Source organism: Bradyrhizobium sp. AUGA SZCCT0177 (genome assembly GCF_018130125.1).
GTDB lineage: Bacteria > Pseudomonadota > Alphaproteobacteria > Rhizobiales > Xanthobacteraceae > Bradyrhizobium.
Genome location: NZ_JAFCMA010000024.1, coordinates 97,575 through 111,260, shown reverse-complemented (window position 1 = coordinate 111,260; position 13,686 = coordinate 97,575). Strand labels below are relative to the sequence as shown.

The 13,686-nt window shown below is 62.1% G+C and carries 6 protein-coding genes; 2 read left to right on the top strand and 4 right to left on the bottom strand.

Features of this window, described 5'->3' with window-relative positions; genetic code table 11:
- Positions 1–73: 73 nt before the first annotated feature.
- Complete coding sequence (locus tag JQ597_RS25880) at positions 74–1,027, bottom strand: ABC transporter permease (protein WP_192737023.1); 954 nt, start codon at positions 1,025–1,027, stop codon at positions 74–76.
- Positions 1,028–1,229: 202 nt separating this feature from the next.
- Positions 1,230–2,840 (bottom strand): ABC transporter substrate-binding protein, encoded by a 1,611-nt coding sequence (locus JQ597_RS25875; protein ID WP_249148201.1) that lies wholly within the window; start codon positions 2,838–2,840, stop codon positions 1,230–1,232.
- Positions 2,841–3,097: 257 nt separating this feature from the next.
- Between JQ597_RS25875 and JQ597_RS25870 the strand changes: the two genes are divergently transcribed.
- On the top strand, positions 3,098–4,705 hold the full coding sequence (locus JQ597_RS25870) for an ABC transporter substrate-binding protein (protein ID WP_212267988.1): 1,608 nt from the start codon (positions 3,098–3,100) through the stop codon (positions 4,703–4,705).
- Positions 4,706–4,838: 133 nt separating this feature from the next.
- On the opposite strand, the gene JQ597_RS25865 is transcribed toward JQ597_RS25870, so the two are convergent.
- Positions 4,839–7,067, bottom strand: a complete 2,229-nt coding sequence (locus JQ597_RS25865) for a CHASE2 domain-containing protein (RefSeq protein ID WP_212267986.1) — start codon at positions 7,065–7,067, stop codon at positions 4,839–4,841.
- A 290-nt stretch (positions 7,068–7,357) separates the two neighbouring features.
- On the opposite strand from JQ597_RS25865, the gene JQ597_RS25860 reads away from it, so the two are divergent.
- A complete protein-coding gene (locus tag JQ597_RS25860) occupies positions 7,358–7,543 on the top strand; it encodes a hypothetical protein (protein ID WP_212267984.1) in 186 nt (61 codons plus the stop codon).
- A gap of 31 nt (positions 7,544–7,574) precedes the next feature.
- On the opposite strand, the gene JQ597_RS25855 is transcribed toward JQ597_RS25860, so the two are convergent.
- Complete coding sequence (locus tag JQ597_RS25855) at positions 7,575–13,577, bottom strand: beta strand repeat-containing protein (RefSeq protein WP_502754633.1); 6,003 nt, start codon at positions 13,575–13,577, stop codon at positions 7,575–7,577.
- Between the last annotated feature and the right edge of the window lie 109 nt (positions 13,578–13,686).

Here is a 13,686-nt window from a genome sequence, read left to right as displayed (position 1 = left end):
GAGCATGATCTCCGCGCAAACGCGTTCCGAGTTTGTCGCGAGCGAAAACCGGTTCCCACTTTTCCGGACCATGTCAGCTCCGCTTGATGCGCGGATCGATCGACGCTTGCGCGATATCGACCAGGAGGTTGAGGGCCACGAAGAACAGCGCCAGCACCAGGATCGTGCCCTGCAGCAGCGGCAGGTCGCGCTGGAAGATCGCCGAATTCAGCAGCAGCCCCGAGCCCGGCCATGAGAACACGGTTTCGATCAGGATCGAGCCGCCGAGCATATAGCCGAGCTGAAGGCCCATCACCGCGAGCGCGGTCGGCGCGGCGTTCTTGATGACATGGCGGAACACATCGGTCTCGCGCAGGCCTTTTGCGCGCAGCGCCTCGACGAAATCCTGGCTCAGGATGTCGCCGGTCAGGGCCCGCACCGTTCGGGTGACGATGCCCATTGGAATGACGGATGTCGTGATCGCGGGCAGGATCAGATATTTCATGTGCTCCCAATCCCAGCCCCAGGCGCCCGAGCCGCCGGGACCGGCGCCGACCGCGGGCAGCCAGTTGAGCTGCACCGAGAAAATGATGACCAGCACCATGCCGAGCCAGTAATGCGGCACGGAGACGCCGGCGATCGCGATCGAGGTCGCGACCTTGTCGATCCAGGTGTCGCGGAAATAGCCGGCAATCAGGCCGAAAAACAAACCCAGCGTGAAGCCGATCGACGCGGCCGCAATCGCCAGCGTCACGGTATTGCCGACCGCGCGCAGCACCTCCGACAGCACCGGACGGCCCGTCGCAATCGAATTGCCGAGATCACCGTGCAGCGCACGCCACAGCCAGAGCCCGAACTGGACCGGCAGCGGGCGGTCGAAGCCATAGGCAGTGCGCAATTGCGCCGCGAGTTCCTGGCTGGCGTCCGCCGGCAGCACCGCCACCAGGGGATCGCCCGGCGTGATGTGGACCAGCAGGAAGCACACCAACGCCACGCTGGCCACGATCGGGATCACATAGACGATACGGCGGGCGATATAGACGAGCACGAGACATTCTTTCTTCCTTCTCACCTTGTGGGAGAAGGTGGCGCGCGCAGCGCGCCGGATGAGGGGTTCAATCCGCAGAAGCGGTCATTGCGAATGAGAGAGGGGTATCCGCGGAGAGAACCCCTCACCCGTCTTCGCTTCGCGAAGCCACCCTCTCCCACAAGGGGAGAGGGAAGCACACGCGAAGTTGGAGTATCACGCCTTACGGCGCGATCGTCACCGGCGAGAAGTCGACGAACCAGCTCTTCGGCTGCACGAAGCCTTTCACCTTCGGGCTCATGGCGCGCGGAGACACGTCATGGGCGACATAGAGGAAGGCGGCATCGTCGACCGAGGCCGCATGCAGTTCGGCCAGCGCCGCATCGCGCGCCGCGGGATCGAAGGTCTGGCGTGCCTTGGTCACCAGCTCATCGAATTTGGGATTGTTGATGTAGCCCCAATTGTTCGACACCGGAGGTGCCATCGACGACTGCAGGAAGCGCACCAGCGCGAAGAACGGATCCATCGCCGCATAGGTCACGTTGGTGGCGTTGGCGTTGTTGGCGGACGCGTCCTTGGCGCCGCGGCGCCAATTGGTGAACAGCGTGTTCCATTCGATCACGTCGAGCTGGACGTCGAAGTAACATTCAGCCAGCGCCTGCTGCAGATATTCGTTCATCGGCAGCGGTTGCATCTGGCCCGAACCGGACGCCGAGGTCTGGGTCTTGACCGTCAGCTTCTTCGACGGACCGTAACCGGCTTCCTGCATCAGCTTTTGCGCCGCCTTCAGGTCATACTTGATCTCGAAGGTCGGCTTGCCGCGCCAGGGATGACCGGCCTCGAACGTGCCGGTCGCCGGCACCATCAGGCCGGCGAGCAGCCCCTCCTTGAGACCCTCGCGATCGATGCAGAGATTGGCGGCCTTGCGAACGCGAATGTCGTTCCAGGGCGAGCCTTCAATGCGCGAGAACTGCCACGGCCAGACATGCGGCGATTCGTTGGCCTGCAGGGAGAAGCCGCGTGCCTTGATTTCCTTGACCGCATCGGGCGCGGGCGCCTCGACCCAGTCGACCTGACCGGAGAGCAACGCCGCGGTGCGGGCATTGGCTTCCGGCATCGGCAGCAGCACCATCTTGTCGACCTTGGGCACGCGCGCCTTGTCCCAATAGCCCTCGTTCTTGACGAGTTCGAGCCGCTCGCGCGGCGTGAACTTCGACATCTTCCACGGGCCGGTGCCCGAAGCCTCGCGGGCGAACGCCGCCCAGGCGGCCTGCGATTTCGCCTTGGCATCCGCGCCCTCAGCCGACTCGAACAGTTTTTGCCATTTCGAGGGGCTCGCCATGAACAGATTGGTCAGGTTGATCGGCAGGAAGCTGTCGGGCTCCTTGGTGGTCAATTCCACCGTCAGATCGTCGATTTTCTTCGCGGAGGCCAGCGTCGGCATGCGCGAAGCGGTGACGCCGACCTGGCTGGCGTCGAACTGCGGCGCTTCCTGCTTCAGCACCTTCTCGACATTCCACACCACGGCGTCGGCGTTGAACGGCGAGCCGTCGTGGAAGGTGACGCCGGGACGCAGCTTGAAGGTCCACTTCTTCTTGTCGGCATCATCGACCTTCCATTCGGTCGAAAGCCCCGGGATCATCACGCTCGCCTTGCTGGCCGAGGAGAGGTCCCACATGGTCAGCGCGTCATACATCGTGAGGCCGGTGAAACGGTTGCCCTCAAAGCCCTGGTCCGGCTGACCCAACGTGCGCGGAATATCGGCAGCCGTCATGCCGATGCGCAGCACGGTTTCAGCGCTGGCGGCCAGCGGCAACCCCGCCGCCATTGCCATCGCCAGCGCGACCGCCGTCGCGGTCTTCTTTGATTTCTCGTTACGCATATGCAGCAATCCCTTCTCTACTTCAGGTGACTATTTCTTATGCAAAGTTATGCAACGCCCGTGCCAAAAGAGATAGTTCTTCGCGAAATAGCCATGTGACATATGGTTTCTTCCCGCTCCGCACGAAGAAAAGCCAGTGATGCCTATTCTGGCATCAAGCTTGCAAGTTGGCATTAGGTATTCAGCATACTGCCAACGGAGTTTAGTTCATGCGCACCCGCAATTCGATGCTACTCGTCGCCGCTATGGCGTTCGCCATCGGCGCCCTGCCGGCCACGCCGGTGCGGGCCGAATCCGTGGTGCGCTACGGCATTTCGATGGCCGATATTCCCCTGACCACGGGTCAGCCGGACCGCGGCGCCGGCGCCTATCAGTTCAGCGCCTACACGATCTACGATCCGCTGGTGGCCTGGGAAATGGACGTGGCTGACCGGCCCGGCAAGCTGGTGCCGGGGCTCGCGACTGAATGGAAGGTCGACGACAAGGACAAGACCAAATGGCGTTTCAGTCTGCGCAAGGACGTCAAATTCCATGACGGCAGCACGTTCAACGCCGACGCGGTGATCTGGAATCTCGACAAGGTGCTGAACGAGAAGGCGCCGCAATTCGACAAGCGCCAGAGCGCGCAGGTGAAGACCCGCCTGCCCTCGGTCGCCAGCTACGCCAAGATCGACGACGAAACCATCGAGATCACCACCAAGGCGGTGGATTCGTTCTTCCCCTACCAGATGCTCTGGTTCCTGGTCTCGAGCCCCGCGCAATATGAAAAGCTCGGCAAGGACTGGGACAAATTCGCCAGCCAGCCTTCCGGCACCGGGCCGTTCAAGCTGACAAAGCTGGTGCCGCGCGAACTCGCCGAACTCACCAAGAATGCGGATTACTGGAACAAGAAGCGAATTCCGAAGGCCGACAAGATCGTCCTGATTCCGATGCCGGAAGCGCTGACGCGCACCAATGCGCTGCTCGCCGGCCAGGCCGATCTGATCGAAACGCCGGCCCCCGATGCGGTGCCGCAGCTGAAATCCGCAGGGATGCGCATCGTCGACAACATCACGCCGCATGTCTGGAATTATCATCTCAGCGTGCTGCCGGGCTCGCCATGGACCGACATCCGCCTGCGCAAGGCGCTCAACCTTGCGATTGACCGTGAAGGGGTCGTCGGTCTGATGAACGGCCTGGCAAAGCCCGCCAAGGGTCAGGTCGATCCGTCGAGCCCCTGGTTTGGCAAGCCCAGCTTCGAGCTTAAACATGATGTGGCGGCGGCCAAGAAACTGGTCGAGGAAGCCGGCTACTCCAGGCAGAAGCCGCTGAAGGCCACCTTCATCATCGCGCAGGGCGGCACCGGACAGATGCTGTCGCTGCCGATGAACGAATTCCTGCAGCAGAGCTTCAAGGAAATCGGCATCGAGATCGACTTCAAGGTGGTCGAGCTCGAGACATTGTATACGGCCTGGCGCAAGGGCGCGGCCGACGAGATGAACGCCGGCATCACCTCCAACAACATCGCCTATGTCACCTCGGATCCGCTCTACGCCATCGTGCGCTTCTTCCACTCCGGCCAGATCGCGCCTGTCGGCGTCAACTGGGGCGGCTACAAGTCACCAAAGGTCGACGCGCTGATCGACGAGGCCAAGCAGACCTTCGATGCCACCAAGCAGGACGAATTGCTGGCGCAGGCCCACGCCCAGATCGTCGACGACGCCGTGCTGGTGTGGGTGGTGCACGACACCAACCCGCATGCGCTGTCGCCGAAGGTGAAGAAATTCGTGCAGGCGCAGCACTGGTTTCAGGATCTGACGACGATCGGGCTGGAGTAGATTTCCTGTCGTCCCGGCCTTGAGCCGGGACCCATAACCACAGGGTGCAGTTGTCGGTGAAAGGTCTCTCCCACTCCGCCTCATCGAGAAATCACGCGGTATGGGTCCCGGCTCAAGGCCGGGACGACAAAAGCTACTTCGTCAACAACGCGAATGCGCCGTTCCAGTCTTCCGGCGGCGGGGCCTCCAGGAAGTTGCGGATTCGCGCCTCGTAGAGGTTGAACAACAACTCGAGCGAACGCACCTCGTCGGTGTGGCGGCCGCGTTCGATCGCCGCCAGCGCGCCTTGCCAGTCGCGGCCGCGATAGCAGGCCAGCATCTCGATGGTCAGGTTGCGCAAGCGCTGGAAACGGCCGGACTGCGCGGTGTCCTCCCGTCCGGCGATGGCGTAGATCACCTCTGGCTCCTTCTTGCCCTTGACCATGATGAAGTCGAGTTCGAGGATCGCGAACTTGTCCTTGACCGCGAGCGCGGTTTTCGAACCGACGATGATCGGGAAGCCGTATTCCTTGGATTGGCCCTCCAGCCGTGAGGCCAGATTGACGCTGTCGCCGAACACCGAATAGTCGAACCGCATGTCGGATCCCATGTTGCCGACCACGCAGGTTCCGGTATTGAGGCCGACGCCGACATTGAGCGGAATGAACGGGCGGCCCTCTTCCTCGGCTTCCTCCATTCGTTCCCGATTGAGTTCGTCGACACGCTCCAGCATATCGAGCGCCGCCTCGCAGGCGTTGAGCTGGTGATCCTTGTCGTCGAGCGGCGCATTCCAGAACGCCATGATGGCGTCGCCCATATATTTGTCGATGGTGCCCTTGCGGTGAAGGATGGCGTTGGTCAGCGGCGTCAGGAAGCGGTTCATCAGCGCAGTGAGGCCCTGTGGGTCCCGCTTGTAGGTCTCCGAGATCGAGGTGAAGCCACGCATGTCGGAGAACATGATGGTCATCTCGCGTTCCTCGCCGCCGAGCACGAGCTTTTCCGGCGACTGCGCCAGCTGGGCGACCAGCGCGGGCGACATATACTGGGAGAACGCGTTACGGATCTGTTTGCGCTGCTTCTGCTCCCGGACGAAACTCGAGAAGATCAGCGTGAGATAGATCGACGTCGTCGATATCAACGGATAGGTGAAATCGATCAGCAGCCGGTGCTGCGAATAGAAATACCAGGACGTTCCGATCAGCGCGGTGGCAAACGCCGCACCGAGGGCGACCAGCGTGACCGGTCCGAACAAGGGCGCGAACGCGATCACCAATAATCCGAACAAGACCGCGGTGGCGAATTCGATCGAGATACCGAAGATCGGCTGCGAGATCACCTCCCCGGTCAGCGCGCTCTCGAGCACCTGGGCGTGGATTTCCACGCCGGGCATGGCGCGCGACACCGGCGTGGTCTTGATATCGTTGAGACCGACGGCCGAGGTGCCGATCAATACCAGTTTGCCGGCGATCTTCTCGGGCGCAACGGTCTTTTCCAGCACGTTGATCGCCGGAACATAGAGCGACGCATCGTGCCGGGCGTAATGGACCCAAAGCTGGCCATTGCCGTCGGTCGGCAGCTGAAAGCCCTTGATGCCGAGGCTCTTGATGCCGGCCTTTTCGGCCTTGATCAGGATCGTGCCCGAACCGGTGGCGACCCGCAGCATCTCGAAGCTCAGCGAGGGCATGGTCTGGCCCTGCGCCTGCATGATCATCGGCACCCGCCGCACGATACCGTCGCGTTCGGGCTTGATGGTGAACAGCCCGCGTCCGGCAGCGGCATGCTCCAGCACCTTGGTGTTGCGCAGCAGGCCGGGGAATTCGAACATGAAGCGCTGCGGCTCCTCGCCGAGCATCGCAAGCCCGGTCACCGGAAGCGTCTTGTCGAGCACACCCAGTTCTTCCGGCAAACCCGATTCACCCAGCACCACGCGCGAGGCGCGGATGGCATCGGCGAAAACCTGGTCGTTGCTCGGCAGCGAACGCAACCGGCTGCGGGTTTCCTCATCGAGATTACGGTAAGTATCGGCGACGAATTCCGGGTTGAGCCGGTCGGGCTCCGAAAACACCACGTCGAAGGCAATCACGACGGCGCCGAGATTGGTCAGCTCCGTTACCAGATCCGCAAGCCGCGTCCGCGGCCACGGCCATTGTCCAAGCTTTTCCAGGCTTTTGTCGTCGATATCGACGATGGTGACCGGACGTGCGGTCTTCTTCCGCGGGTCGACGCGCTGGAAGGCGTCGAAGGTTCGAACGCGGATCTCCTCGACCGGAGCAGGGTCCCACACGCGCAGCGCGGCAAACCCGATCAGCAGCGCCACGCACGCCAGCCGGGCATAGCCAAAGCGCCGCTTGAACCACCGCCAAAATACTCTCAGCCGCTTCATGCTGCTTCGGTATCACGGGCAGGCAGATTGTTCCAACGGGTTGCGACCCGCGCCGCGGCATTATGGGACCCCGGCGCTTCCAAAAGGCCGCTCGCCCGCCTTCCCGGCGGACCATGGCTGGCTATGGTGGCATCATTGGGGGGACCATCGGGATTGACGAAACCGGACACTGCAGGCGGAACCCTTCGGCCGCCGCCCCGGCCTCACGATCCTGTTCGCGCGCTGCTGCGGACTGATACGCCGCTTTTTTTGTCGCCGGGCCGACGGCAAAATACGGCCACGACCAGCGCATGCTCGGCCTGATGCTGTGGCCGCTGATCCGCAACCATTGCCTGGTTCACGACAAATATTACGCCGTGCCGGACGTGCTGACGGTCAAGCTGCAGGATCCGAAAAGCAAGGTGGGCGCCGGCTATCAGAACGCGGCGACGGCGCGTGAAGAGGCTGAGCGGCTGGGGATTCCGCGGGTCTTGTAAGAGAACGTCTACCGCCGCTGGAGCGTCGCGGTCAGTTACCGATGCCGGGATGGAGGATGAAGTCGTTGGCCGTGAGGCTCGCGACTTGCTTCAGCGTGACATTGTCATCGCCGCCGAGCCAGAGCACCATATCCGCCGGATCGTTCTGGCTTGGCGCCGCATGGTCATGGAGCCATGCATCGATCGTTTCAGGGTTGATCGTTTCGAAAAATGCCCTGAGATCGATGTGGTCCTGCCCCGGCTTGAAGTCCGTGATCGTGTCGTTGCCGTCACCAACCCGGAACACGAACTGATCGGCGCCCGCGCCACCGGTCAGCGTATCCGTATTGCCTGTCGCGAAGATGACATCCTTCCCGTCCGTACCGGTCAGTTCGACATCGCTTTCGCCAGTCACGTTGAAGATGAAATTGACCGTGTCGGAGTGGCCGAAGCCATCAGTCACGGTGAACTTGACCGAGTCGTTCTGCGGCTGAGAGCCGCCGCCGGGATTGTATGTGACACCAGCAACGGCAACAGCACCAAGCGCCTCGTCGATATCCTCAAGGTCACCCGGATCGATCGACACGCTGCTGACCAGGGGCGCCCCGGTGGTCGCGGTAAAGGTGAAGGTCTCGGTCTCCGAGGCGTCGGCATCGGTGACGTAGAGGCCGGAAACCATCGTTACTCCATCGCCGAGTTCGGAGACGGTGAACAGGTCCGTTTGGATCACGGGCGCCGCCGCTGCACTCTCAGGCACCGTCACATGCGCTTCGAAATAGTCGCTGTCGTGTCCATTGTCAGGAACACCGTGGCCGTCCCAGAGCGTGAACGCCACCGTGCGGGTACCAGCGGCCGGGTCCGGCTTGGAGTTCGAGAATTCGATCGCCTGCGTTAACGCCTGGACGGCGGTATCGCCGGCGCTGCCGTTCAGCGTCACCGTGAGGCTGTTATCGCCGTTGTGTGCCAGCGTCCCGATCGCGACATCGCCGCCCGGATCATTACCGTCGGAATCGAAATAGACGATCGAGCCGCTATCTACCCAAATGTAGTCGTTGCCCACAATCGACAGCGTGTCGCCCTCGTGTCCGGCCGTGACGGTTGCGGTCAGAGTTCCGCCGGCATAATGGGCGCTGTCGATGTCTGCGGCCGCGACGCCGTAGACGATCGCGACCGGGCTGTCGCCGGCATGGTAGGTCGACGCGAGGCTCTTGCCCGAGTAGTCCGGCGCATCGTTGGTTCCGGTGATGGTGACGACGATATTCTTCTCGGTGCCGTCGATTGACGTCACCGTCAGCGTATCGGTGACGCTGGTGCCCTCGCCCAGCGACTGAACCTCAACCTTGGAATTATCGAGCTGATAGGTCCAGCCGCCCGTACCGCTGTCGAAGGTGAAGGTGAAGGTGAAGGTGCCATAGGCGCCGTCGAGCAAGTCCGGATCGACCGCCTGGAAATGACCTTCGCCAGTGTCGACATCGCCGACCGTCAGCGTGCCGCTGACGGTGTCGAGGGGTACAATTTCGCCGCTGCTCGTGAAGGCGTCCTCGATCAGGCTGCCCTCCCAATCGCCCGATATCGTCGCCGTGTCGTTGGCGCCGGTCACATTCACCGTGAATAAAGCGATACCCGTGGCACCGTTGACGTCCGAGGTCTGCACGGTGAAAGTTTCGGTCTGGGTGCCGGCATGCAGCGCGTTGATCGCGGCGGCATCGGGCGTATAAATGTAGTGGCCGTCCTCGTCCACCGTGAGCGAGCCATACAGGCCCGCAACCGCCGAGTTCACGGCATTCAGTCCGACGATCGTGCCGTAACTCAGCGTCGCGGCCTCGCCACTGTCGGCATCGTACCCGACCAGCGTTCCCGTGATGGTGCTGTAGCTATCGGTAACGGCGGTATCCAGCAGCGGCCCTACCGTCGCCGGGGCCAGGGTCGGCGCATCGTTGGTACCGGTGACATCAATCGTCAGCGTCGCGGACGCGGTCGCGCCGTAGATGTCATGCATGGTGTAGGTGAACACGTCTGCGACATGCTGATCCTGCGTCAGCGCCTGTGTCGTGGCCTTGGTGTTATCGAGCGTGTACGTCCACACGCCGTTAGCGTCGATCGTTACGCTGCCATAGGTGCCGGCGACCACGCTAGCCACGCCTACGGTCAAGGGGCCGGTTTGCGTTCCGCTGGCAACTCCCTGCACCGTCTTGGTGTCGCCGGCATCGACGTCGAGATCGTTGGCAAGCACGTTGCCGGTCGCCGATGCGACGCCGGCAAACGCGTCATTGACCGGACTGACGCCTTGCTCGGAAACCGGCGCACCCGAATTGACGTCAGTCACAGCGACCGGCGCCGCATTTGCAACCGGTGCATCGTTGGTGCCGGTGATATCGATCGTCAGCGTCGTCGTCGACGTGCCGCCATAACCATCGGACTCGGTATAGCTGAAGACGTCGCTGGCGTGCGCGCCATGCGCTAGCGAGTCGGTCAGCGGATTGGTATTGTCGAGCGTATAGGTCCAGGTACCGTTGGCGTTGAGAACCAGTGACCCATAAGTGCCGACGACGGTCGCGCCGACATCGTCGTTCGTCAGCACCCCGCTGATCGAACCCGCCACAACACCGATGACGTGGTGGGTATCGATCAGGTCGACGTCGGTATCGTTGCTGAGCACGTCGCCCGACGTGGTCGAGACGCCGGCCAGTACGGAATTGTCGCTGTTGTTCCCCGCCTCGACGATATGGCCGGTGTCAGTGTCGGCAACCGCAACCGGCACATCGTTGGTGCCGGCGATCGTCACCGTCACATCTTGCGTCACCGGCGCACCGTTGCTGTCTATGATCGTGACGGTGTAGATCTGGGTAATGGTCTGGCCCAACGCCAGCGACTGCAGCACCGGATCGTTGTCGTTCAGCGTAAAGCTCCAGCCGATGCTGGCGGTGTTGACGGTGTCGGTCGCGCTCTCGTTCACTCCCGTCAGGGCGAAGGTGCCGATATTGGCGGCCAATGCGCCGTTGCCCTCGGCAAAGCCCGGCAGGTTCACGCTGGCATCCGTCGATTTCAGCACGAAGCCCGCAGTATGGGCGTCGATCAGGTCGAGATCACCAAACGTAATCATGCCCGAAGTCGCAATATCGCCGGAAACGTTGACGCCGACGTCTTCCGTCACCCCGCCGGCCGCCGTCGTCGACGCGCCCACAATCGTCGGCGTATCATTGGTGCCGGTGATCGTCACCGTCACATCCTGCGTGACCGGCGCACCGTTATTGTCTGATATGGTGACCGTGTAGATCTGGACGATCGTCTGGCCCTTGGCCAGCGACTGCAGCACCGGATCGTTGTCGTTTAGCGTAAAGTTCCAGCCGATGCTGGCGGTATTGCCGGTGTCGGTCGTGCTCTCGTTCACTCCGGTCAGCGCAAAGGTGCCGATATTGGCGGCCAATGCGCCGTTGCCCTCGGCAAAGCCCGGCAGGTTCGCGCTGGCATTCGTCGACTTCAGCACGAAGCCGGCGGTGTGGGTGTCGATCAGGTCGAGATCGCCGAACGTGATCGTGCCCGAGGTCTCGATGTTACCGGAGTCGTTGACGCCGGTATCCTCCGTCACCCCGCCAGTCGCCGTGGTAGATCCACCCACAATGGTCGGCGTATCGTTGGTGCCGGTGATCGTCACCGTCACGTCCTGCGTCACCGGCGCACCGTTATTGTCTGATATGGTGACCGTGTAGATCTGGGTGATGGTCTGGCCCTTGGCCAGCGACTGCAGCACCGGATCGTTGTCGTTCAGCGTAAAGTTCCAGCCGAGCGAGCCGACGGTCGAAACACCGGGATTCTCGCTTATCGCGGTCAGGGCAAACGTGCCGATTTGACCCAGCGGGGCCGCCTCCGAATAGCCCGGCAGATTGGCAGTGGCGTTCGACGACTTCAGAGCGAATGCCGCGGCATGGGTGTCCGTCAGGTCGAGGTCCTGAAACGTGATCGTTCCATTGGCGGTCAGCGTCGCCGCTGCATCCTCCGTCATCTCGCCTGTCGCCGTCGTCCATTCCGGAACTATGGTGGGAACGTCGTTGGTGCCGATCACGGTGACGTCGGCGCCGTTGATGGAGATGCTGACCGGCGTGTACACAACGCCGCCATGGCCGTCGTCGACCTTGATGACGTAGTTGAGGATTAGCTTCTCGCCCTTGGCGAGGAAATCGAAGGCGTGGTCGGCGATGCTGTAGGTCCAGGTCGCCGAACCGTTATGGCCGTTTGCGCCCCCCTGCGTCACGCTCAAGGGAACCTTGACGGCTGCAATTGCCGCCAGTTGCGCCGGCGTCAGCGTCGCGGTGACGTTATGCCCCTGCGCGTCGAGGTATCTGAACGGCTCGGTTGTCGAGATCGCCGCAGTCACCACCGGGCGATCGGTCAAATCGGTATCGGTAAAGGTGACCGTGCCCGAGATCGTATCGATGGTGGTATTGCCGGTGCCGTCCCGCTCGATGACGGTGCCGCCGCTGGTGGCAACGGTCGGCGCGTCATTGGTGCCTGATATCGTGATGGTGAAGGTCTTGAACGTGATCTCGTTGTTCGCCGCGAAATTATTGTCGACCCGCGCCAGATAGGTCAGCGTCAAGGTCTCGCCGGCGGCCAGGAAATCGAAGGCTCCGTCAGGGACGCTGTAGGTCCAGGTCGCCGTGCCGCGGTTTTTCTGGTTGGGATCCTGCACCACGGTAAGCGGCACTTCCACCGCCTTGATCGCGGCTATCTGCTCTGATGTCAGCGATGCGCTGACGTCGCTGTGCTGCGCGTTCTCATACTTGAACGAGGCAAAACTCGCCTGGGCGGTCGGCACGTCGCCCGGATTGAGGTCGGAATACGCGATCTCGCCGGTCAACGTATCCTGCGCGGCACTGCCGGTCAGGCCTGCGCGCTCGGTGAAAGCCGCATTGGAGGTGATGACGTCGGGCGGCCCCGGAATGTGGTCGCCCGATTTGACGGTCGTGGGGGTAGTCGTAACGACGGGAGTGTCGATAATCGGAGTAACCGTCACCTTCACCGGGACGGTTTCTCCGCCCGCCAGTCTGATGAACATGTTTTCCGGAACCGGCGAATCGGTGAACCGGTGCAGCTGTTGAGGATTGTTCAGGTCGGTGAATTTCAGCTGGAAGACATCGGAGATGATCTTCTGCGCATCGGGCGACAACTGCACCGAGGAAAGAAAATTGACCGTGCCCTGGCCGCTGACGATGGTCTGCGTACCGGCCTGATTGACGGTCGCGATCGGCGTCATCGTGGTCTTGTCGAACAGGATGTAGGAGCCGGTGGTGCCGTCGGGCTCGACCAGCACCTGGAATTTCGCCGGCGGCGCTCCGCCCTGGCCCGGCACCGCGAAATCGATTTCGACCAGTACCGCGGTGCCGCGGATGCCCATAGTGGCAACCGGCGTGTCGACCTTCATGTCGCCCTTCTTGGCGGTCGCGCCGGCGACGAACGAGATGGTGCCCTGCACCAGGCTGATCAGCGACGAATTGTTCGACCCGTTCGGGTCGTAGATCATTTCGTTCAGCACCATCCTGGCGTTCGATGCGAGACCGAACACGCTGCCGTCGATGAAGGTGATGCCGAGCGTCGAATCGGAACCGGACTGGACCACGTCGCCTTTGTTGACGTTGTCGCCATTGTTCAGAATGATCGAAACGCCGTTGCGGATCGCGGTCGCGGTACCGACCAGCTTGGTGACATGGCCGATGACCTGGGCCACGCTCGGGCTGCCGTCGGCCTGCGCCAGCTGGGTGTGGCCGGTCAGCGCGCTGACAATATTGCCGGTCAGATGGGCGCCATCGGGGGATGCCAGGGCTGCGCGCTTCTCGCCCTTGAAATAGTCATGCAGCACCAACTCGCGGCCGTCGCCCGACAGGACGAGGTCGACACCCGTGCGCTTGAAATCGCCGGTGAAGAGCAAATGGGCGTCTGGAACGATAATGGCGCCCGACGGCGCATGCGTGGAAACGCTGTCGACGTGGACGTGCCCACCGAGGTGAGCGCCGTGGCCGTCAGGCAACACGTCGGTAAATTTACCGGCCAAAGTCAAATGAGCCCCGCCGCCGCTAAGGTTAATACAAATACAATATTCAAAGGTCTAAGCTTGCATATCACGGATGGTCTTCTACGGAACCATCCATTTTTTGTGCAGCTTGCTT